Source organism: Paenirhizobium selenitireducens ATCC BAA-1503, from assembly GCF_000518785.1.
Taxonomy (GTDB): domain Bacteria; phylum Pseudomonadota; class Alphaproteobacteria; order Rhizobiales; family Rhizobiaceae; genus Allorhizobium; species Allorhizobium selenitireducens.
Genome location: NZ_JAEG01000009.1, coordinates 216,332 through 237,921, shown reverse-complemented (window position 1 = coordinate 237,921; position 21,590 = coordinate 216,332). Strand labels below are relative to the sequence as shown.

Below are 21,590 nucleotides of genomic sequence, written 5' to 3'. Positions count from 1 at the left end.
GCCCCAGTTTCTCCCCGGCCCCGAAGGAGGCGTCGCGCTCGCGGCGCAAGTCTTCGGGGATCGAATTGCACATGTTCCAGACGGGAACCCTGAAGACCAAGACCAAGTACATCAAGATGAACCAGGGCGAGGATGATTTCGAAATTCCCGTGCCGTGGTTCCTGATCAGGCATCCGCAGGGTCTTGTCGTTATCGATGGCGGCAATGCGGTGGAAACCGCCATCGACAAGCGCGGCCACTGGGGCTCGGTCGTGGATGCCTATGATCCCGTGATGGCGGTCTCGGAGAACTGCGTCGATCAGTTGAAGATGATCGACATCAATCCGCAGGATGTTCGTTACGTCGTGCAGTCGCATCTGCATCTCGATCATACAGGCGCCATCGGGCGCTTCCCGAAAGCGCAGCACATCGTCCAGCGCATTGAATATGACTACGCCTTCAAGCCGCACTGGTTTTCGGCCGGCGCCTATATCCGCGCCGATTTCGATCGACCGGGCCTGAACTGGAAGTTCCTGGGGGGCGAATTCACCGACAATTACGACCTGTTCGGCGACGGGACGGTGCGGATGATCTTCACGCCGGGCCATTCGCCGGGGCACCAGTCCTTCCTGATCACACTGCCGGAGAGCGGCCCGATCCTGTTGACCATCGATGCGGCCTATACGGTGGACCACTGGGAGAACAGGGCCCTTCCGGGGCTCGTCGTATCGTCGGCACAGGCCGCCGATTCCGTGGCCAAGCTGCGGCGCATTGCGCACGACACCAATGCCATGGTGGTCACCGGCCACGATCCGGTGACGTGGCCCGGTTTCCGCAAGTCCCCGCAGGATTTCTACGACTAAACGCATGACTGAATGATCAAGACTGCAACTAGGAGGAGAGTTGAAATGCTAACGAGAATACTCTGCACGGCCGCGATGTTCGCTGTTGCCGCTACCGGAGCCTTTGCCGAGGGCGTCGACGAGTTGAAACCCGATGTGGCCAAGAGGCTCTACAACAAGGAAATGCTCGATCCGATGCAGCCCATCGGGCCGAGCAAGTGGAGGGATTTCAAGGCGAAGAAGGGCCCGCCGTGGAAGATCGGCTATGCCTCCTCCTATGCCGGCAATACGTGGCGTGCGGCTGCCATGGACGAGCTGCAGAAGGTCATCGTGCCGGAGTGGCAGAAGCTCGGACTTCTTTCTGAAGTGATCGTTACGCAGTCCAACCTGAACGACTCCACGCAGATCCAGCAGATCCGCCAGCTGGTGGATCAGGGCGCCGATGCCATCATCCTGTGCTGCTCCAACCCGACGGCCCTCAATGCGTCGGTCAAGTATGCCGCCGACAAGGGCGTGCCGGTCTTCTCGATGACCGGTTACCTGACCTCCGAATACGCCATCAATTCCTCGGTAAACTATCAGGTTGGCGGCTACGAGATCGGCAAGGCCATGGTTGACCAGCTGGGTGGCAAGGGCAACGTGCTCGTCGTCGAGGGCATTCCCGGCACCTCGGGCTCCGACAGCCAGAATCGTGGCGTTCTCGCCGGTCTTGCATCGTCGCCGGACATCAAGGTCGTCGGCTCGGTCGCCGGCATGTGGACCGACCAGGTGGCCCAGGGCGAAGTGCAAAAATGGCTTGCCACCAATCCCGGCAAGCTGGACGGCATCGTCGTGCAGTCCGCCGCTGAAATGGGTGTTCTGCGCGCCGTTCAGCAGGCTGGCCGTGGCGAAATTCCGGTGGCGATCGGGGGGGAACTCGGTGCGCTGTGCTACTGGCGCAAGAACCCGGAATACATCAACGCCTCCTACCAGCTGTGGCCTGCAGCCGACGATATCCAGCTGATGTGGCACATCATGATGCGCACGCTTCAAGGCCAGGGCCCGAAGATTCAGTCGGTCCTCGTCGATCCGGTGAAGCTCACCTATGACGATCTCACCAAGGTAATGGACGAGAACTGCAATCTCGACAGCGCCGAATGGCTCAAGGTCGGCGCCAAGGGCTGGGGTTACGATCCGTCCTACCTGGACGACTTCTTCCTGCGGCCGGCCGATCCTCGCGCCTACAAGCCCTGACAATGACGGGGTAGTCGCGCCGCAGTGGCGCGGCTACCCCGCCAATGACGCCCCTTCCCTGACTGTTCATTCGTTTCATCGGTCGCACTCCGGCCAGATGGGTAGATCCATGACGTTCTCCGTCCCAGATATCGCAGAGCCTGCCGGCCGGGAGACTATCCTGGTGCGCGGCGTGAAAAAGTATTTCGGGCCGACCCGGGCGCTCGATGGCGCTTCCTTTTCTGCCCGGGCTGGTGAGATACATGCCATCGTTGGCGGAAACGGTTGCGGCAAGAGCACCATGGCCAAGGTCGTCTCGGGCATACTGCCCGTAGACAGTGGAACAGTTTCCATCCTCGGAGAAACGCCCTCCACACCGGCCGAGAGCCGGGCGCTCGGGATATCGACCGTTTACCAGGAAGTGCTGGTCGCGGATGAAAGCTCGGTTGTCGACAACATTTTCATGGGATCGGACCGGCTGTTTACCAAGACGCTCTCGCAGGAGCGGAAGGTGGCGCGTGCGGCCGAGCTGATGGAAGAGCTGTCCGGCGAGCCGGTGGACCCCCATGCCGTGGTCGGCACGCTGCCGCTCGGGCTCAAGCAGTGGATCACGATTGCCCGCGCGCTTCTTTCCGAGCCAAAGATCCTGATCCTGGACGAGAGCTCCGCGGCCCTTGATTTTGACTCCACCGAGCGGCTGTTCTCCAGAATGCGCGCCTTGCGCGACCGCGGAACGACGATCCTGATCGTGACCCATCGCATTGCCGAGCTTGTCCGCATTTCCGATCGTGCCACCGTGTTTCGTGACGGTCGCGATGTCGGCGTGCTGGAAAAGGCCGACATTACCGAGAAGAACCTGCTCCGGTTGATGACCGGCGAGGATCGCTCGGACAAGAATGGCCAGGCGGCAGTGCCGGTGCCGAAGACGGCAGAACGCGCCATGAAGGCGAGAAAACTGGTCGTCTGGCCCGGTTCGAAGCCCTTCGATTTCGACCTGCGCCGCGGCGAGGTTGTCGGTGTCGCCGGTCTCGACGGGCAGGGCCAGGATGCCTTTGTTCGCATCCTGGCTGGCGTGATGGCTGCCAGCGAGGGACTGGTGCAGGTGGCGGGCCGTGATGGTGCCTGGTCGCCCGTGCGCACCCTTGCCGAAGCCGTCGCGGGAAAGGTCGCCTATGTCTCCGGCGACCGCAAGCGCGAGGGCATCTTCGCATCGCTTTCCATCTTCGAAAACCTGGTGATGCCGCTGTATCGCGAGAAGAAACGTGGCGGCATTCTCGGCTTCATCGACCGCTCGACGCTTTCCGTTCTTTTCAAAAGGGAAGCTGAAAATCTGCTGATCAAGTTTGGCGTGAAGGAAGATCGCATTACCTCCCTTTCGGGCGGCAATCAGCAGAAGGTGCTGATCGGGCGCGGCTTTGCCATGCGGCCCGACGTGATCATCCTCAATGACCCGGCACGCGGGATCGATGTCGGCGCCAAGGCCGAGCTCTACAAGCACTTGCGCACCTACGCCGAAGAGGGCAGGGGGGTCATCTATCTCTCGTCCGAAATCGAGGAATTCCTCGGCTTTGCCACACGAGTCATCGTGTTCCGCGATGGCGCGCCCTTCGATGCCTTCGACGGACAGGGACTGGAGCCGAAGCGTGTGCTGGAAGCGATGTTCGGCCATACCGGCGGCCAGGGGCTGACATCTTCGTACGGTCTTCGTCCCGGCGCGCCCGCATCGGCTGGATCGGGCAGCGCTCCGGTTCTCGAGGACGGTCTGAGTGCCCGTGTAAATGTCCCCGATCATCTCAATCCCAAGGTGCTGGCAACGGTTGCCCCACGGTCTGCGGACGATGCCGTGGCGGTCTCGCCGGGCAGGCCAGGGCTTCGGCCGAACGCTGCGCCATCCGTCAAGCCGATCAGGATCGTCGAGTTCGGGGAGAATGGCGCACGGATCGAAGGAGGGCGGCAATGAGCCTTCCCGTTACCGAGACATCGCCGCAGGCAGCGGCAAAAGCCGACTTGCAGGGGGCACGGTCCAATCCTTACCTGTTGATGCCGATCACGCTGTTCTTTGCCCTGCTGTCCATCGCGGTGCTGCGTACGCCAACCCTGATGACGGCCTCCGGCATCGGGGCAGCGATCATCGTGGTCACACCGCTGATCCTTGCCACCTATGCGCTGATGGCATCGACCATTTCCGGCCGCGGCACGGTCGATCTGTCAGTTGGCCCGCTGATCGGTTTCATCAACGTCACGATGATCCAACTGACGGCCGCCGGCATGCTGGAAAATCCCATTCCGGTCTTCCTGTACTGCATGGCTGTCGGCGCTGCCTACCAGCTGATTTTCGCGCTGATCGTCATTTATGTCCGCGTGCAGCCGATCATTGTCTCGTTGTCCGGCTATCTCGCGCTGTCAGGCATCAACCTGGTCATCTTGCCACGCCCAGGCGGGATGGCGCCGTCCTTCATGGCCGAATGGGGCTATGGCACCTCGATCTTCTCGCCGGTGCTGATCATCCTGATTCTGGCGACGGTTGCCTGGCTGCTGTTCACCACCACCGCCTTCTATACGCATCTGCGGCTGATGGGCTCGGACGAGCGCGCGGCCTACACCTCCGGCGTGCCGATCACCGTGGTGCGCATCGGCGCCCACCTCATCTCCGGCGCCTTTGCCGGACTGGCCTCGATCTGTTTCACGGCGCTGATCTCGTCCGGGGACCCGTCGCAGGGCACGACCTACACGCTGATTGCGGTGACTGCGCTGGTACTCGGGGGGGCGTCCCTTGCAGGTGGACGCGGCGGCGTATTCGGCTCGGCGCTCGGCGCGCTTAACCTCTACATGATCACCTATGTCCTCTCGACCTATAACTTCGGAGCCGTGCAGAGCTTCGTGACCAACCTTGCCTACGGCGCAATCCTGGTCATCTCGCTGTTGCTGACGCTGCTCATTCCGGTGATCCAGCGCTACATCCGCAACTTCTCGCCGCTGCTTTACTTCGTCGCCCTTTCGGTGGTGGTGCTCGGCATCATCCTGCACGCGACCTTCGATTATGCGAGCCTTGGCGCGGCGCCCGCCTACGTGCCCGGGCCGATGGACATGCAGGCCGCTCTGACCGGTCCGCTCGAAATCTCCACCCTGTCGCCCGAAACGCTCGCATTGCTGCTGGAAGCGGCGCCGCTGGCCTTCTTTGCCATCCTTCTCGTCATCATCGCCGTGTTCCTCAGAATCGCGCTCAGCCAGTCGAGCCGCAAGAGCATCGGTCCGGCCGTTGCGGTGATCATCGGGGCCCTGGTTCTGGGCGGCACCTATGTCATTCATGAAAATAGCAGTTCCCGTGACACGGAGGCCGTAGACTGATGGAAAAGCTGCAACAGATCAGCCTCCCCGCGCGTATCCTCGGCCTGGTCATCGGCACTATCCTGGCAGGACTGGGGGCTGGCTTCGGCTTTGCCCAGGGCATGGCGGTACAGGTCGTCATCCTGTCAGCAATCGCGACGCTCGCGCTTTTCGTCTGGGCGTGGCGCTATATCATCGGGCAGTTCCTCGAAGGAGAAGCTGTCATGCCGGACGGACCGGGTCCGCTCCGCCAGGCATGGGTGCAGTATCGCTGGCCGCTCATCGGCCTGGCACTGGTGCTTGCCGCCTTCCTTTTGCTGTCCTTGTCGATCGAAGGCTTTTTCAGCATCTGGAATGTCATCTCGCTCGCCATCCTGCTCGCCATCCTTGTCCTGACGCGGACGCTCGGTCGGCAATTCCAGCAGAACCGGTCAGCCTTCATCGGCATCATGGTGCTCGCCGGCCTGTTTTCCGTGGGATCGATGAACATCGAGGGGTTTGCCTCCGGTAACAACATCAAGTCGATGCTGCTTTTCGCCTCCTTCCTTGGCATCGCATCGATTGGCCAGACGCTGGTCGCGCTGCTGGGCGGGCTTGACCTTTCCATTCCCTTCATCATCGGCGGTGCCAATGTCGGCCTGCTCTACCTGATCGGCCTTGGCGTTCCGCCATGGCTTGCCACGATGATCGTGCTGCTCACCGGCCTGATTTTCGGCGTGATCAATGGGCTGCTGAGTTATCGTCTTCAGGGTCAGGCACTCATCGTCACGCTCGGCACCGGCTTTGCCATCTCCGGCGGGGTCCAGATCGTCACGTCGATCGGTTCTGCCTATTCCGGCAACGTGTTCGGCACGGTTCCCCCGTGGCTCTCCAATATCTCGGCCATGAACGGCTCGACCTTCGGTCTGCCCTTCCCGCCGGTAATCGCCATCTGGGCGCTGATTTCCCTCATTCTCATCATCGGGCTGAGAACGACCGTCTATGGCCGCTACCTCTATGCGCTGGGTGTGAACCGCACCTCGGCGAGCCGCGTGATGATTTCGGAAATGCGCTACTGGGTGATCATGTACGCGCTCTCCGGCTTCTTTGCCGCGCTCACCGGCGGTCTGCTGCTTGGCTGGTCCGGCGGCGGCTTCATCGGGGTGGGCGACCAGTATCTTTTCCTCACACTTGCCGCAGTCGTGGTCGGGGGCACCTCGTTGCTCGGCGGCGCCGGCGGATACGGTTTCACCGTAATCGGCGTGCTCGTGCTCCAGGTGCTTTCGAGCTTCCTGGTGGGCATCGGGCTCGATTTCAAATGGCAGCAGTTCATCTTCGGCCTGCTCATTCTTCCCATGGTGGCGCTCTATGCACGGTCGCCGCACATCCGGACGCAGATCTGAGGAGGACGCAATGCGACACGACGATTTCCTTGAAGGGAGACAATGACGATGGCGGTCTATCAGACTTCCGACCTGACTGCGGCGAGCTTCTCGATCGCCCTGTTCGGCCTGGCCGCGACCACTGTACTTTTGCTGATTGGCACGGCCTGGGTCGGCCGCAACTGGCGGCTACCCGTATCACTCTGCGCCATCGCCGCGCTTGTCGGCATAGGCGCTGTCCACGAGGCGCGCGATGTCTGGCTTGCCGGCCACGGCGTGCCGGTTGTCTACCACTATGAGGGCTGGCTGGTGTCCATGCCGTTGCAGGTGGTCGCGCTGTTCTTCCTTGCTCGCACGGCCGGCAAGCTGTCAGCCGGATTGTTCTGGCGCCTCCTGGTGGTTTCCGTGCTGATGGTCTTCGTCCGCTATCTCGGCGAGGCGCAGATCATGCATCCCACGCTCTCCTTCCTCATCGGGCTGGTCTTCTGGCTCTACCTGCTGGGAGAGTTCTTCTTCGGCCACATGGACGATGTGGTGCGCACTTCCACGGGTGACCACCTGCGCCGCGGCTATTTCTGGCTGAGGCTGATCGTCACGATCGGCTGGGCCATCTATCCGCTGGGCAATTTCCTGACCGCTTTCGCCGGCTTGACCGATGATGGCAGCCTGTCGGTGGCCTACAACCTGGCCGATATACTCAACCGAATGGCCTTTGGCGTCGCGGTCCTGACGACGGCCATTCTCGTCACCGAGGAGAACGCGCATGCGTGAACTTCATCACTCGCCTGAAACCCCTGCTCATTCAAAAGGAACACGTCCATGAAGGGTGCAGACGTCATTGCCATCATCATCCTGGCGGCCATCGTCATTGCTGTCGCCGCCTATCTGCTGCACTGGCTCTACCGCCGCTCCACGAAGGACGTGAGCTTCGTGCGCACTGGCTTCGGTGGCGAAAAGGTCGTCATGGGCGGCGGCGCTCTGGTGTTGCCGATCCTTCACGACTTCACGGAAGTCAACATGAACACCCTGCGGCTGGAGGTGACCCGTGCCCGCGAGAAATCGCTGATCACCAAGGATCGCATGCGCGTCGAGTTGACGGTGGAGTTCTACGTCCGGGTCGCGCCCAATACCGATGCCGTGGCTACCGCCGCGCGCAGTCTTGGCAACCGCACCATGAACGCCGAGCAGCTGAAGGATCTGATCCAGGGCCGCTTCGTCGATGCCATGGGTGGCGCTGCTGCCAAGATGACGCTCGAGCACATTCACGAAAACCGCCAGGCCTTCGTGAAGGAGGTGAAGCAGGAAGTGGCCGAGAGCCTCGCCCTCGATGGTCTCGAACTCGAATCCGTCTCGCTCACTTCGCTCGACCAGACGGACATCAAGCTCTTCGACCCGTCCAACGCCTTCGACGCCGAAGGGTTGACGCACCTGACCGAGCAGATCGAAAGCCGCAAAAAGAAGCGCAACGATATCGAGAAGGATACGGCCGTCGCCATCCGGGCCAAGAACCTCGAAGCCGAAAAACGCAGCCTGGAGATCGAGCGTGACAGCGAATATGCCCGCCTGTCGCACGAGGCCCAGGTCTCTATCGAGCGGGCGTCGAAGAAATCTGAAATCGCCGCCGAGAACGCCCAGCGCGAGCGCGAGATCGAATCGATAAAGCTGCGCGAACGCGAAGCCGTCGAGCGCATCCGCATCGAGATGGAACGCGAAGTGGAGATGATGGAAATTCGGCGCCGCGAAGTCATCCAGATCGAGGAACAGACCCGCGAGATCGCGGTATCGCTGAAGTCAAAGGAGCGCTCCGAGGCGCAGACCCAGGCAGAAGGCGCGCGTGCGGCCATGGTGGCGGCGCAGGAAAACGTCCAGACGATCAGGGATACCGAGATCGCCAATCGCCAGAAGGCCATCGAGATCATCGAGGCTGAACGTCAGGCCGAGTCGGAAGGCGTGCGGGTGCGCATCCTTGCCGAAGCTGAGAAGGCAGCCGCCCAAGATCGGGCCGATGCCGATCGCATAGCCGTTGCCGCGCTCGAAGGTCGCATGAAGGTGGAAGCCGAAGGGAGGGAAAAGCTGAACGCGGCCGAAAACATGCGTTCCGATGCCAGCCGCCGCTCCGCCCTGCACAAGGCGCTGGTGGAAAACCTGCCGGCCATCATCCGCGAAAGCGTCAAGCCGATGGAGAAGATCGACGGCATCAAGATCGTGCATGTCGAAGGACTTCCCGGCCTTTCGGGCGGATATGGCGGTTCCGGCCAGCTCGGCGCAGGCCCCGACGGCGGCGCGCCGCGCGAGGGTAACCTTGCCGAACAGGTCGTCAGTTCGGCGCTGCGCTATCGCACCCAGGCCCCCTTCGTCGACACGCTTCTCGGTGAAATCGGGTTGTCTGCCGATACCATCCACAGGCCGCACACGCTGAGCGATCTTTCGAAGATCGTCTACACCGAACCGTCCGCTGCCGCACCAGCCGGCAAGGACTAGACCCGTCCCCAACTGATCGTGAACGCCGGCCGGGCTTGCCCGGCCGGGTCCCTCCGCTCGCAGGAAGACGTGCCATGAATACATCCGGCTCCAGTATAGAACGCTCCATCCTGATCTTCGCGATATGGGCCGTGCTCGGCTTTCTGGGGCTCGGGGTGTTTCTCGAAGGCATCAAGACCGACATCTGGCTTGTTTCGGCCTCCGGCGTCTCCATTATCGTCGTGGCCTTTGTTGCCCACATCATCGTCAACGGCGTGTTCAATGCCGGCTTTTCCGCCGGCGAAACCTCCCTGGGGCTCGGTGCATACGGGTTGCTGGGTCTGGTCTTTGTGCTCTCCGCCACCGGCAGCACGATGACCGCGACGGATTACTATTCCGGGCTTACCCTGTTCGGCGTCCTGGCCCTCGGTTTCCTTGCCTATCTCTTCACCCGCCACGGATTGCGCGGCGCGTTTTCGCGTTTCCACGTAAGGCCCAAAGACAAGCGGGAGGAAGGCCTGTGATCTGGCTACCGCTCTACGCATTGTTCTACGCCGTCGTCACGCTCTACTGGGCACGTCTCAGCGCGCGGGCAAATGGCGATTATCAGACCTTCTTCTCGGCCGCGCATGGCCTTTCCCCCTGGATCTCGGCGCTCGTTCTTGCCGGGGCCAGCATTTCCGGCTGGGCCGCTCTGGCCGGTACGGAGGAGATTGGCAGGCACGGTTTCGGCCTTGCGGTCCTGTTGCAGGCGGGCATCGCCCTTGCTCTGCCGGGCGTCGTCTTTTTCAAACGCATCTGGCTGCTCGGCCAGCGCTTGCGGGTCTCCTCGCTTGCAGAATTGCTGCGCGCCTATTGGCAATCGGAGTTCCTGACGGCCTTTTCAGCTATCGTTGCGGTCCTTTTTGCCGTCGCCTTTGCCGGCTTGCAGATGTCGGCCCTGTCCCGTCTGGTGCAGTTGCTGGGAGGGGGTGCGGTATCCCATGAAATGGCCGCGGCGCTCATCGGCCTCATGCTGTTCGCCTATGTAGCCATCGGCGGCATGCGAGCCGTCGGGTATCTGGGCGCGCTCCAGGCCCTGTTTGCGGTCGCGGCCATAATCGGCCTTGCAGGTTTCTCGCTGATCGGCATCGGAGGCTTTGCGGCGCTCAACGCAGGGCTTGCCAAGATTGCCGCAGACCCCGCCACGGCCAGCCGTTTCGTCGTGGCAGGCATCGTCCAGTTCACCGCGGGCGTCGGCAAGGAAGCCGCGGCCGGTCACGAAGGCACGGCACTGGCAAACCTCTCATTCGCCTTCGCCCTGATGGGGCTGCAGGCCAGTCCGATGGCGCTGAAGGTGGTGCTTTCAACCTCCAGCCCGCGTGGGTTTGCAGCCGGGCAGACCTGGGTGATGGCAGGAGCGTTCGGCGCGGTGATGGCGCTCTGCATGGCCATCATCGGTGCTGGAGAACTGATCGATCCCGCGCGCGGTGTCGCGGGCCTGCTCGCCGGCCTCTCGCCCTGGTTCTCCGCGTGGCTGTTCATCGGCCTGCTGGCCGGTGTGCAGCTGATGTCCGGGCTTGCCCTGCTTTCCGCCGGCGAGTCACTCGTGCGGCATGTCTACAAACCCATATTCCACAATGCCCTGTCGCGTCGCGATACGGTCACCATCACGCGTGTGGTGATCGGCATCCTGGCCTTGATCAGCGTGTTCATGCAGGTTCTCACGCCCGTCGCGCTTTCGCTCCTTGCATCGCTGGCCCTACCGCTGGCCTTTCAGCTCTGGACCCCGCTGCTTGGCATGACCTGGCTGCGCTGGATCACCAGGCCTGGGGCGGTCACGGGCGTCGGTTTCGGCATTGCCGGCGTGGTGCTGACAGAGCCGCTCGGCATCGCTGTCCTGTCCTCCTTTGGTCTTGACCTTCCCTGGGGCCGCAATCCCTGGACCATCCATTCCGCCGCCTGGGGCTTTGCGGCCAACGCTGCGGTCACGCTGCTCGTGTCGGCCTTTACGCAGCGCCGTGGCCTTGGCGAGGAGGGCGAGGAAGCACGACGCTTCCTGTTCGATCAACTGCGCAGCAGCCCCCGCGTGCGGGCGCTTCGTTCCACCGCGTGGTCCGTCTCGCTTGCCTGGATGTTTCTCGCGGTTGGTCCGGGCCTCGTCTTCGGCAATTTCGCCTTTGTCGGTCTGGATGGACAGTGGGTGCTGGGAATGCCGTCCCTGTGGGGCTGGAGCCTGATGATGTGGGTCGCGGGGCTCGGCCTTGTCTGGTTCCTCTCCTACAAGATGGAAATGGCAAGCCCGCTTGCCATGGTCATACCCGCCTATTCACCGCGCCCCCGTCTGAGGCCCGTCCAGACAGCGGACGAACGCGCCCGCCGGCGCAACACCTTCATGATCGCGATAGCCATCGGATTCAGCATAGCGGTCGTCACCGCGCTGTCCTTCGGACGTCACTGAGAACCACCGACACAAGGAAAGAGTGAGATGAAAGCCAGGATTGCGCTTCTGAGATCGATGGGAGCAGGACGTCCCTACCAAGACACCAGGCCGCTCGAAATCGTCGAGGTGGATCTCGATGAACCCGGTGCCGGCGAACTGCGTGTGAAGATGGCCGCAGCGGGGCTCTGCCACTCTGATCTTTCGGTGATCAACGGCGATCGGCCACGCGACATGCCGGTGGCGCTGGGTCATGAAGCCTCCGGCATTGTCGAGGCGGTGGGGCCGGGTGTGACCCGCTTCGCCCCCGGCGATCACGTCGTGCTTGTCTTCGTGCCGTCTTGCGGCCACTGCGTGCCCTGCGCCTCCGGCCGGCCCGCCCTTTGCGAGCCCGGTGCGGTCTCGGCGGCCAAGGGAACCTTGATCTGCGGCGAGCGGCGCCTTCGCTACAAGGGCGAAGCGGTCAACCATCACATCGGCGTGTCCGCCTTCTCGACCCATGCGGTCGTATCGGAGAATTCCTGCGTGAAGATCGACAAGTCCATTCCCCTGGACAAGGCAGCGCTGCTCGGTTGCGCTGTGCTGACCGGTGTCGGGGCCGTGCTCAATTCCGGCGAGCTGAAGATGGGGCAAAGCTGTGCCGTCATCGGACTGGGAGGCGTCGGTCTTTCCGGCCTGCTCGGGGCTATCGCTGCGGGGGCCGAAACGATCATTGCGGTCGACCCCTCGCAAAGCAAGCGTGCCATGGCGCTTGAACTCGGGGCCACCCATGCGATCGACCCGACGGTTGAGAATGCCATTGCCGAGGTCAAGTCGATCACGCACGGAGGTGTTGATCTGGCCGTTGAACTGGCGGGCGCAGCGTCTGCACTAAAATTCGCCTATGACATCACGAAGCGCGGCGGAACCACGGTGACGGGTGGCTTGCCCAATCCGAAGGCCGAGCTGGTAATCCCGGCCGTTTCGCTGACCGTGGGCGAGCAGACGCTAAAGGGCTCCTATGTCGGCTCCTGCGTACCGGTGCGCGACATCCCGCGCTTTGCCGCGATGATGCAATCCGGAAAACTTCCAATTGAGAAACTGATGACGCACAGGATCACGCTGGACGAGATCAACGAAGGCTTCGAGCGTCTGGCATCCGGCGAGGCAATCCGGCAGGTCATCCTGTTCTGAGATCGTTTGCGCTAAGCTGTACCGCCATCTATGCACAAGCAGTGCGACCTGCCGCCCGATTCCATGCGGCAGGCAGCGCGTCGTTCAGGCCCGTGAAAGGCGTTGCGTGACCACTTATGATGGATCGCTCGCGACAAGGGCGCGCAAGCCGCTTGATTGAAGCCGATGCCGGATAAATGCGTGCGGCGCCGTCCGGATCAGCGAAGAACCGCTCATCGTTGAGCGGTTCGAACATCCGGGCGGCATGATCGGCCCGGCCGGGCGAAGCTCGGCGCAGTTGCCGGCATCTTCATCGATCGGCCTTCAGCACGGGTTGAAATCACGGTGCGTGCGTTCGATTTCCCGGCCCCGCGGCGGAAACTGCACCAGAGGATCATCGCCTCGACGCCTCAGGCTATCTTTGCCTTCTGTCGTTGTGCCGCGGCCAATCTGGAGGTGTGGCAAGCCGTCGGACGGCCCCGTGATTTGACATTCATATGTCACGGCCCTACCTCCTGCGGCCGCGATGTTGTAATATTTTCCGGACGGGCGAGCGTGTCCGCCGGACAGGTATCGGGAGGTAAGATGGCCGAGGCTGCGTGCGGATTCGAAGGGTTTTCACAGATCCAGCAGCAGTTCACGGTGCGTGCCCCGGCAATGATCGTCACCATCTACGGCGATATCGTCGTGCCGCGTGGCGGCGTGCTCTGGATGGGCACGCTGGTCGAGATCTGCGCGCGGCTCGGGATCAGCGAGACACTGGTGCGCACTGCGGTTTCGCGTCTGGTCGCGGCCGAGCAACTGGTCGGGGAGCGTGATGGCCGGCGGTCCTACTATCGGCTGGCATCCGGCGCACGCACGGAATTTGCCGCCGCGGCAAGACTTCTCTACGGCCCGCCGGCTGATGCCGACGGCTTCCTCATCCATCATGCGCCGGGACTTTCCGACGAGATGATCCGCCGTGCCGGGCTCGGCCGCATGGGGCCGGACCTCTATCTGCGCCCCAATCATCCGGGGAGCGTTCCGTTTCTGGGGCTTACCTTCCGCGCCGAGGTTATGAAGGATGGCGTCTTGCTGGCCGACTATGCGGCGACGCTGTGGAACCTTCAGTCCTTCGCCGACGAGTACCGCGCGATGATCGATCTCTTCTCGCCGCTCTCGGCGGCGCTGGAGCGGGGTGAGACATTGCTTCCGGCCGATGCGGTAAGCGCGCGGCTTCTGCTGGTCCAGGCCTATCGCGCCGTACTGCTGCGCGATCCGCGACTGCCGGCCGACGCGCTCCCCCGGGATTGGCCGGGTCTTGCGGCCCGCCGTCTCTTTGCCCGGCTTTACCGCTCGCTCTCGCCCATGGCCGATGCCTATATCGCGGCGCAGTTCGAGGGCCGCGATGCCCACCTGCCGGTCGAAACGGCCGAAACCGCGACACGGTTGCAATCGCTGGCGCTCGACATCGAAAACTAAGTATCTGAAAGAAAACGAACAATTCTCGTGAGATCGAACCCGCCAGTCCAAACATCACGCTATGAAGAAAAAATCGCTTTCCTGTGTGATGTTTTGGCGCTATAAGTTGACCGATCGGTTGGCGAATTGGAGACAAGCCGGTCGCGTCTGATGCTCGAGGAGGAGTCGATCAATGCAGCAAGCCTTCATCTGTGATGCCGTGCGCACGCCCGTCGGCCGTTATGGCGGGGCACTCGCATCCGTGCGGGCCGATGATCTCGCTGCCTTGCCGCTCGCCGCGCTGATGGCGCGCAATCCCGGCGTCGACTGGTCCAAGGTCGACGACCTGATCTATGGCTGCGCCAACCAGGCCGGCGAAGACAACCGCAATGTCGGCCGCATGGCCGTGCTCCTGTCCGGCATGCCGATCAACGTGCCGGCAACCACCGTCAACCGTCTCTGCGGTTCCGGCATGGACGCCGTCGGCATGGCGGCACGCGCCATTCGCGGTGGCGATTGCGATCTGGTGATCGCCGGCGGCGTCGAAAGCATGACGCGTGCGCCCTTCGTCATGCCCAAGGCGGATGCGGCCTTTTCCCGTTCGAACGCGGTCTATGACACGACGATCGGCTGGCGCTTTCCCAATCCGGAACTGAAAAAGAAGTTCGGCACCCATTCCATGCCGGAGACGGCCGACAATGTCGCCGAGCAGTACAATGTCAGCCGCGCTGACCAGGACGCCTTCGCCGCCCGTAGCCAGGCCCGCTGGGCCGCCGCCCAGGCCGCCGGCGTCTTTGCCGACGAGATCGTGCCCGTCACGATCCCGCAGAAGAAGGGCGAGCCGCTTGTCGTCTCGGTCGACGAACATCCGCGTCCCGGCACCACGGCCGAACAGCTGTCGAAGCTCAAGGGCGTCAATGGCCCGGACCTCAGCGTCACCGCCGGCAATGCCTCGGGCGTCAACGACGGTGCGGCCGCTCTGGCGATCGCGTCGGAAGCCATGGCCAGGGAACAGGGCCTCGTGCCGCGCGCCCGGGTCGTCGCGATGGCCGCGGCCGGTGTCGAGCCGCGCATCATGGGTGTCGGCCCGGTGCCGGCGGTTCGCAAGGTCCTGGCCCGCGCCGGCCTGTCGCTGTCGCAGATGGACGTCATCGAGCTCAACGAGGCTTTCGCCGCCCAGGCGTTGGCGGTCCTTCGGGAACTCGGGCTTCCCGACGACGCCGCGCACGTCAATCCGAATGGCGGCGCCATCGCGCTTGGCCATCCGCTCGGCATGTCGGGCGCCCGCCTCGTCACCACGGCCATGTACCAGCTGCACCGCACCGGCGGGCGCTACGCGCTCTGCACCATGTGCATCGGGGTCGGCCAGGGCATTGCTATCATCATTGAACGGATCTGAGCAGGGAGGAAACCGCCATGTATGCGCAAATGGTCAAGACCGACAGTGATCGGGTGAAATCGCTGAACGAGATGTCGCCGGAGGAGCGGGCCTTTCAGGAGCGCATCGACCGCGGCGAAAAGATCGAGCCCAAGGAGTGGATGCCGGAGAGCTACCGCAAGACGCTGATCCGCCAGGTCGGCCAGCACGCCCATTCCGAGATCGTCGGCCAGCTGCCGGAAGGCAACTGGATCACCCGTGCGCCGACGCTTGAGCGCAAGGCGATCCTGCTTGCCAAGGTGCAGGACGAAGCGGGCCATGGCCTCTATCTCTACTCCGCCGCCGAGACGCTCGGCGTCAGCCGCGACGAGCTTCTGGCGCTGCTGCATTCCGGCAAGATGAAGTATTCGTCGATCTTCAACTACCCGACGCTCAACTGGGCGGATATTGGCGCGGTCGGCTGGCTGGTCGACGGCGCGGCGATCATGAACCAGGTGCAGCTGCAGAAGACCTCCTACGGTCCCTACAGCCGTGCGATGATCCGCATCTGCAAGGAAGAGAGTTTTCACCAGCGCCAAGGCTACGACATCATGATGAAGATGGCCGCCGGCACGCCGGAGCAGAAGGCCATGGCGCAGGATGCGCTCAACCGCTTCTGGTACCCGTCGCTGATGATGTTCGGACCGTCCGACAAGGATTCCGTGCATTCCGCGCAGTCGATGCAGTGGAAGATCAAGATCAACACCAATGACGAACTGCGCCAGAAATTCGTCGACCAAACGGTGCCGCAGGCCAAGTATCTCGGGCTGACCATTCCCGACGAGAACCTGCGCTGGAACGAGGAGAAGGGCGGTCACGACTTCTCCGAGCCGGACTGGGAAGAGTTCTTCAACGTCATCGCCGGCAACGGACCCTGCAATGCCGAGCGCCTTGGCGCCCGCGTCACCGCCTGGGAAGAGGGCGCGTGGTTCCGCGATGGCCTGATGGCCCATGCCGAAAAGCAAGAGGCGCGCCGGGCCGGTCGCAAGGCTGCCTGATCAATCCAATTCGGGAGCGGCGCACCCGCTCCCCTTCGTCACCTGAACTTGGGAGGAATAGCAATGTCCAGCGAATGGCCCCTTTGGGAAGTCTTTATCCGCGGTCAACATGGCCTCAACCATCGCCATGTCGGCAGCCTGCATGCCCCGGATGCCGAGATGGCGATCCGCAATGCCCGTGATGTCTACACCCGTCGCAACGAAGGCGTGTCGATCTGGGTGGTGAAGTCGGTCGACATCACGGCGTCGTCGCCGTCGGAAAAGGGCCCGTTGTTCGAACCGTCGAACTCCAAGGTCTATCGTCACCCGACCTTCTTCGACATCCCGGCTGAAGTGGGGCACATGTGATGGCAACCGCGATCCCGGCGGTCGATCAGGCCGCATTCTTCGAATGGCTGCTCAGAATGGGCGACAACACGCTGATCCTCGGGCACCGCGTGTCCGAATGGTGCGGTCACTCGCCCGTGCTGGAAGAGGACATCGCGCTTGCCAACGTCGCGCTCGACCTAATCGGCCAGACCCAGTTCTGGCTGGGTCTGGCGGGTGAGGTCGAAGGCAAGGGGCGCACCGCCGACAATCTCGCCTATCTGCGCGATGCTGCGGCCTTCCGCAACGTGCTGCTCGTCGAGCGCCCGAACGGCGATTTCGGCAAGACGCTGATGCGGCAGTTCCTCTTCGATGCCTTCCACATCGAAATGCTCCGCGCGCTCGTCGCCTCGAGCGATCCGCGCGTGGCGGAAATCGCTCAGAAGGCGCTGAAGGAAGTGTCCTACCACTTCGAACGCTCGGCCGACCTCGTCATCCGTCTCGGTGACGGAACCGAGGAAAGCCATCGCCGGATGCAGAAGGCGCTCGATGATCTGTGGCCCTATACGGCCGAGATGTTCCTGGCCGATTCCGCCGACGAGGCGGTTGCGGCAGCGGGCATCGCTCCGCTTCCCTCGGCGCTCAAGGCGGCATGGGACAGTTCGGTCGGTGAGGTGCTTTCCGAGGCGACGCTTGCTGTTCCCGAGGGCAGCTACCAGCACAAGGGCGGCAAGCGCGGCATCCATACGGAGCATCTGGGCTACATTCTCGCCGACATGCAGTTCCTGCAGCGGGCCTATCCGAACTCGGTCTGGTGAGGGTCATGCCATGGACGCCAGGACACTGCCTGAACCGGAAGAGGTCTGGCGTTGGCTGGGCGAGGTGCCGGATCCGGAAATTCCCGTCATCAGCCTGACCGATCTCGGCATCATCCGGGATGTCGCCTGGGATGGCGATACCCTCGTCGTCGCCGTCACGCCGACCTATTCGGGCTGTCCGGCAACGACGGTGATCAACCTCGACATCGAGTCGGCGCTGAAAGCCCGTGGCATCGACAAGCTCCGCCTCGAACGACGGTTGTCTCCGGCCTGGACCTCGGACTGGATCAGTGCCGAGGGGCGCGACAAGCTCCGCGCCTACGGCATTGCCCCTCCGATCGACGGAACGGCTGCCGACGGGCGACTGATGGCCCGGGCCAACCGGCTTGCCGGCTCCAATCTGGCCGTCGCCTGCCCGCGATGCGGCTCGACCAGGACGGAGAAAGTCAGCCAGTTCGGCTCGACCCCGTGCAAGGCGAGCTACCGATGCTGCGACTGCCTGGAACCCTTCGACTATTTCAAGTGCATCTGAGGATGCGGAGGACATAACGCATGGCACGCTTTCATCCCCTGACCGTGACCGACATCCGCCACGAGACCCGTGATGCGGTGGTTGTCACGCTCAAGCCGCGCGAGGAGGATCGCGCAGCCTTCGACTTCACCCAGGGCCAGTACCTGACTTTCCGTCATGATTTCGACGGTGAGGAACTGCGCCGGTCCTACTCGATCTGTGCGGGCAAGGACGAGGGTGTCCTGCGCGTCGGAATCAAGCGCGTCGACGGCGGCGCGTTCAGCAACTGGGCCAATGGCAATCTGGCGCCGGGCGACGTGATCGAGGCCATGCCGCCGATGGGCCGCTTCTACATGGACATCGATCCGGCTGCCGGGAAGCAGTATCTCGGTTTCGCCGGCGGTTCCGGCATCACGCCGCTGCTGTCGATCATCAAGACGGTCCTGGCGCGCGAGCCGAAGTCCCAGTTCACGCTGGTCTATGCCAACCGCCAGATCAACTCGATCATGTTCCGCGAGGAGCTGGAGGATCTGAAGAACACCTATCTCGGCCGTTTCTCCGTCCTGCATGTGCTGGAAAGCGAAGTGCAGGAGATCGACCTGTTCACCGGCCGCCTCGACGAGAACAAGCTCTCGGCGCTGTTTTCCACCTGGATCGACCCGAAGTCGATCGACGCCGCCTTCATCTGCGGACCGGAACCGATGATGCTGACCATCGTCGCGAGCCTCAAGGCGCATGGGCTGAAGGACGAGCAGATCAAGTTCGAACTCTTCGCTTCGGGCCAGCCGGGCCGCGCCAAGAACCGTGTCGCTTCGGTCAGCGCCGAGGAGGCGGCGGCCGTGGTCGAGGCGACGATTACGCTCGACGGCACGACGCGAACCTTCAACATGCCCAAGCACGGCGTCAGCATTCTCGAAGCCGCGATCGCCCAGAGCATGGATGCCCCCTTCTCCTGCAAGGCGGGCGTCTGCTCCACCTGCCGGGCGAAGGTGCTGGAAGGCGAGGTCGAGATGGACACCAACCATGCGCTCGAGGACTACGAGGTCGAAGCCGGCTACGTATTGACCTGCCAGTGTCACCCGCTGACCGAGAAGGTCGTGCTCTCCTACGACGAATAACCTCCCAGGCGGCGGGGCCATGGCGCCCCGCCGACCGCACTGAATAAACCGATCCAGGAAGGATGACTTCATGAATGTTTCGGCTCGCGTTCCGCGCCGTCTCGAAAGCTATGTCTGTGGCCGCTGGACACCCGGCGAGAAGCAAGGCGTACCGCTGCTCGATGCCTCGACGGGTGCCGCAATCGCATTCATCGACTCGACCGGCATCGATTTTGCCGCAGCACTCGCCTATGGCCGCGAGGTCGGCGGACCGAACTTGCGCGCCCTGTCGTTCCACGAACGGGCGCAGATGCTGAAAGCCCTCGGCCAGGTCCTGATGGACATGAAAGAGGAGTTCTACGCCGAGAGCGCTCTCACCGGCGCCACCCGTGCCGACGGCTGGGTTGACATCGAGGGCGGCATCGGCACGATGCTGTCCTATTCGTCCAAGGCGCGCCGCGAGCTGCCGAACACCCGCGTACTGATCGACGGTGACGTGGAGCTGCTGTCCAAGGACAACAGCTTTTCCGCCCAGCACATCCTCACCCCGCTGCACGGCATCGCCGTCCACATCAACGCCTTCAACTTCCCCGTCTGGGGCATGCTCGAGAAGATCGCCCCGACGCTGATCGCCGGCGTGCCGTCGCTGGTCAAGCCGGCAAGCCAGACCGCCTACCTCACGGAACTCGTGGTCCGGCGGATCATCGAAACCGGCATCCTGCCGGAGGGTGCGTTACAGCTCGTTTCCGGCTCGGTCGGGGATCTGCTCGACCATGTCGGGGGGCAGGACGCCGTGACCTTCACCGGCTCGGCCTGGACCGGCCGCAAGCTCAAGTCGCATCCGGCCGTGGTTGCCAACTCGGTTCGCTTCACCATGGAGGCCGACAGCCTGAACGCCTCGATCCTCGGGCCTGATGCCGGTCCGGGTACGGAGGAGTTCGACCTCTTCGTCAAGGAAGTGGCGCGCGAGATGACGTCCAAGGCCGGCCAGAAGTGCACGGCGATCCGACGCGTTATCGCGCCCAAGGCCCATGTCCAGGCCCTGGTCGCCGCGCTCGGCGAGCGTCTCTCGAAGACCACGCTCGGCAACCCCTCTGACGAGGGCGTGCGCATGGGGCCGCTGGCAAGCCTTGCCCAGCGTGACGAAGTACTTGAGCGCATCCGCGACCTGTCCGCCGATGCCGAGATCGTCTCCGGCGATCCGGACAATGTCCGCATCTTCTCCGGCGACGCCGACAAGGGCGCCTTCCTCAATCCGGTGCTCCTCTACTGCGACAAGCCGTTTACGGCTTCTGCGGTCCATGATGTCGAGGCGTTCGGTCCGGTTTCCACCGTGATGCCCTATGAGGGGCTGGAGGAAGCGATCGCGCTCGCCCAGATGGGCAAGGGTTCGCTGGCGGCGTCGGTGTTCACCAATGATCCGAAGGTCGCCGAAGAGATGGTGATCGGCATGGCGCCGTATCACGGCCGTATCCTGATCGGAAACCGTGCTTCGGCCAAGACCTCGACCGGCCATGGATCGCCGCTCGCTGGCCTGGTGCATGGCGGCCCGGGCCGCGCCGGCGGCGGCGAGGAAATGGGCGGCATGCGCGGCGTCAAGCACTACATGCAGCGCACGGCCGTGCAGGGCACGCCGCGACTTCTCTCGGCCGTCACCGGCCGCTGGCTCGAAGGGGCGGGCGCCGCCGACACGAGTGTGCATCCGTTCCGCAAGTCGCTTGCCGAGCTGAAGATCGGCGACCAGATCGTCACGGCCAAGCGGACGGTGACGCTCGAGGACATCGAGCATTTCGCCCGCTTCACCGGCGACACCTTCTACGCCCACATGGATGAAGCGGCCGCCAAGGCCAATCCGTTCTTCGACGGGCGCGTCGCCCATGGCTACCTGATCGTCTCGTTCGCTGCCGGCCTGTTCGTCGATCCCGATCCGGGTCCGGTGCTCGCCAACTACGGCGTCGACAATCTGCGCTTCCTCACCCCGGTCAATCCCGGTGATACGCTGCAGGTGCGGCTGACCTGCAAGGAGATCAATCCGCGTGCCAATGCCGATCATGGCGAGGTGCGCTGGGACTGCCAGGTGACCAACCAGGACGGTGCGGTCGTCGCGCAATACGACGTGCTCACCATGGTCGCCAAGACCTGGGACGCCGCTTAGCGGCAAACAAGAACCGACGGCGGGCGAAAGGCCGGCCGTCGGTTCAAGAATGGGTTCACGAAAAATGGTCGTCAGGAGAGGGTTGGGGGACCGGGT

At 63.2% G+C, this 21,590-nt stretch carries 18 protein-coding genes; all 18 read left to right on the top strand.

The genetic code is table 11. The features are described 5' to 3' along the window. The first annotated feature begins 71 nt into the window (after window positions 1-71). The 18 genes from attM to paaZ all read left to right on the top strand — a co-directional run bounded on the left by attM (window position 72) and on the right by paaZ (window position 21,494). Window positions 72-842, top strand: coding sequence for an AttM family quorum-quenching N-acyl homoserine lactonase (gene attM, locus L867_RS0114450; protein WP_028737560.1), 771 nt, complete (start codon window positions 72-74; stop codon window positions 840-842). 45 nt (window positions 843-887) lie between these two features. Further along, the gene (locus L867_RS0114445; protein ID WP_028737559.1) at window positions 888-2,054 is read left to right on the top strand and encodes an ABC transporter substrate-binding protein; all 1,167 of its coding nucleotides are present in this window, start codon (window positions 888-890) and stop codon (window positions 2,052-2,054) included. Window positions 2,055-2,163: 109 nt separating this feature from the next. Further along, a complete protein-coding gene (locus L867_RS25315; RefSeq protein WP_084638566.1) occupies window positions 2,164-3,993 on the top strand; it encodes a sugar ABC transporter ATP-binding protein in 1,830 nt (609 codons plus the stop codon). Beyond that, the gene (locus L867_RS26915; RefSeq protein ID WP_084638565.1) at window positions 3,990-5,381 is read left to right on the top strand and encodes an ABC transporter permease; all 1,392 of its coding nucleotides are present in this window, start codon (window positions 3,990-3,992) and stop codon (window positions 5,379-5,381) included. The genes L867_RS25315 and L867_RS26915 overlap by 4 nt, the downstream gene beginning before the upstream one ends. Continuing rightward, entirely contained in the window at window positions 5,381-6,742 is a 1,362-nt protein-coding gene (locus L867_RS0114430) for an ABC transporter permease (RefSeq protein WP_232363933.1), read from the top strand. Before L867_RS26915 ends, L867_RS0114430 begins: the two co-directional genes overlap by 1 nt. Before the next feature lie 48 nt (window positions 6,743-6,790). After that, complete coding sequence (locus L867_RS25305; RefSeq protein ID WP_169734078.1) at window positions 6,791-7,492, top strand: bacteriorhodopsin; 702 nt, start codon at window positions 6,791-6,793, stop codon at window positions 7,490-7,492. 48 nt (window positions 7,493-7,540) lie between these two features. Further along, window positions 7,541-9,202, top strand: a complete 1,662-nt coding sequence (locus L867_RS0114420; RefSeq protein WP_028737557.1) for a flotillin family protein — start codon at window positions 7,541-7,543, stop codon at window positions 9,200-9,202. 74 nt (window positions 9,203-9,276) lie between these two features. Then, window positions 9,277-9,705 (top strand): hypothetical protein, encoded by a 429-nt coding sequence (locus L867_RS27715; RefSeq protein ID WP_028737556.1) that lies wholly within the window; start codon window positions 9,277-9,279, stop codon window positions 9,703-9,705. Further along, window positions 9,702-11,621: a sodium:solute symporter family transporter gene (locus L867_RS0114410; protein WP_028737555.1), complete on the top strand. Its 1,920-nt coding sequence runs from the start codon at window positions 9,702-9,704 to the stop codon at window positions 11,619-11,621. The genes L867_RS27715 and L867_RS0114410 overlap by 4 nt, the downstream gene beginning before the upstream one ends. A gap of 27 nt (window positions 11,622-11,648) precedes the next feature. Next, a complete protein-coding gene (locus tag L867_RS0114405) occupies window positions 11,649-12,773 on the top strand; it encodes a zinc-dependent alcohol dehydrogenase family protein (protein ID WP_028737554.1) in 1,125 nt (374 codons plus the stop codon). Window positions 12,774-13,337: 564 nt separating this feature from the next. Then, window positions 13,338-14,213 carry a PaaX family transcriptional regulator C-terminal domain-containing protein gene (locus L867_RS25300; protein WP_037173433.1) on the top strand — a complete coding sequence of 292 codons (876 nt, stop codon included), beginning with the start codon at window positions 13,338-13,340 and terminating at the stop codon, window positions 14,211-14,213. A 172-nt stretch (window positions 14,214-14,385) separates the two neighbouring features. Beyond that, entirely contained in the window at window positions 14,386-15,591 is a 1,206-nt protein-coding gene (pcaF, locus tag L867_RS0114395) for a 3-oxoadipyl-CoA thiolase (RefSeq protein ID WP_028737553.1), read from the top strand. A 17-nt stretch (window positions 15,592-15,608) separates the two neighbouring features. Next, window positions 15,609-16,607, top strand: coding sequence for a 1,2-phenylacetyl-CoA epoxidase subunit PaaA (gene paaA, locus L867_RS0114390; protein WP_028737552.1), 999 nt, complete (start codon window positions 15,609-15,611; stop codon window positions 16,605-16,607). 63 nt (window positions 16,608-16,670) lie between these two features. After that, complete coding sequence (paaB, locus tag L867_RS0114385) at window positions 16,671-16,955, top strand: 1,2-phenylacetyl-CoA epoxidase subunit PaaB (RefSeq protein ID WP_028737551.1); 285 nt, start codon at window positions 16,671-16,673, stop codon at window positions 16,953-16,955. Further along, on the top strand, window positions 16,955-17,731 hold the full coding sequence (gene paaC / locus L867_RS0114380; RefSeq protein ID WP_104368078.1) for a 1,2-phenylacetyl-CoA epoxidase subunit PaaC: 777 nt from the start codon (window positions 16,955-16,957) through the stop codon (window positions 17,729-17,731). Before paaB ends, paaC begins: the two co-directional genes overlap by 1 nt. A 10-nt stretch (window positions 17,732-17,741) precedes the next feature. Next, complete coding sequence (gene paaD / locus L867_RS0114375; RefSeq protein ID WP_028737549.1) at window positions 17,742-18,263, top strand: 1,2-phenylacetyl-CoA epoxidase subunit PaaD; 522 nt, start codon at window positions 17,742-17,744, stop codon at window positions 18,261-18,263. A gap of 20 nt (window positions 18,264-18,283) precedes the next feature. Next, entirely contained in the window at window positions 18,284-19,360 is a 1,077-nt protein-coding gene (gene paaE / locus L867_RS0114370; protein ID WP_028737548.1) for a 1,2-phenylacetyl-CoA epoxidase subunit PaaE, read from the top strand. 70 nt (window positions 19,361-19,430) lie between these two features. Beyond that, window positions 19,431-21,494 carry a phenylacetic acid degradation bifunctional protein PaaZ gene (paaZ, locus tag L867_RS0114365; RefSeq protein ID WP_028737547.1) on the top strand — a complete coding sequence of 688 codons (2,064 nt, stop codon included), beginning with the start codon at window positions 19,431-19,433 and terminating at the stop codon, window positions 21,492-21,494. The last annotated feature ends 96 nt before the right edge of the window (window positions 21,495-21,590 follow it).

Bases quoted from the DNA above. Each gene is read 5' to 3' on its own strand.
- attM (WP_028737560.1), top strand. From the start codon at position 72: ATGTTCCAGACGGGAACCCTGAAGACCAAGACCAAGTACATCAAGATG.
- L867_RS0114445 (WP_028737559.1), top strand. From the start codon at position 888: ATGCTAACGAGAATACTCTGCACGGCCGCGATGTTCGCTGTTGCCGCT.
- L867_RS25315 (WP_084638566.1), top strand. From the start codon at position 2,164: ATGACGTTCTCCGTCCCAGATATCGCAGAGCCTGCCGGCCGGGAGACT.
- L867_RS26915 (WP_084638565.1), top strand. From the start codon at position 3,990: ATGAGCCTTCCCGTTACCGAGACATCGCCGCAGGCAGCGGCAAAAGCC.
- L867_RS0114430 (WP_232363933.1), top strand. From the start codon at position 5,381: ATGGAAAAGCTGCAACAGATCAGCCTCCCCGCGCGTATCCTCGGCCTG.
- L867_RS25305 (WP_169734078.1), top strand. From the start codon at position 6,791: ATGGCGGTCTATCAGACTTCCGACCTGACTGCGGCGAGCTTCTCGATC.
- L867_RS0114420 (WP_028737557.1), top strand. From the start codon at position 7,541: ATGAAGGGTGCAGACGTCATTGCCATCATCATCCTGGCGGCCATCGTC.
- L867_RS27715 (WP_028737556.1), top strand. From the start codon at position 9,277: ATGAATACATCCGGCTCCAGTATAGAACGCTCCATCCTGATCTTCGCG.
- L867_RS0114405 (WP_028737554.1), top strand. From the start codon at position 11,649: ATGAAAGCCAGGATTGCGCTTCTGAGATCGATGGGAGCAGGACGTCCC.
- L867_RS25300 (WP_037173433.1), top strand. From the start codon at position 13,338: ATGGCCGAGGCTGCGTGCGGATTCGAAGGGTTTTCACAGATCCAGCAG.
- pcaF (WP_028737553.1), top strand. From the start codon at position 14,386: ATGCAGCAAGCCTTCATCTGTGATGCCGTGCGCACGCCCGTCGGCCGT.
- paaA (WP_028737552.1), top strand. From the start codon at position 15,609: ATGTATGCGCAAATGGTCAAGACCGACAGTGATCGGGTGAAATCGCTG.
- paaB (WP_028737551.1), top strand. From the start codon at position 16,671: ATGTCCAGCGAATGGCCCCTTTGGGAAGTCTTTATCCGCGGTCAACAT.
- paaC (WP_104368078.1), top strand. From the start codon at position 16,955: ATGGCAACCGCGATCCCGGCGGTCGATCAGGCCGCATTCTTCGAATGG.
- paaD (WP_028737549.1), top strand. From the start codon at position 17,742: ATGGACGCCAGGACACTGCCTGAACCGGAAGAGGTCTGGCGTTGGCTG.
- paaE (WP_028737548.1), top strand. From the start codon at position 18,284: ATGGCACGCTTTCATCCCCTGACCGTGACCGACATCCGCCACGAGACC.
- paaZ (WP_028737547.1), top strand. From the start codon at position 19,431: ATGAATGTTTCGGCTCGCGTTCCGCGCCGTCTCGAAAGCTATGTCTGT.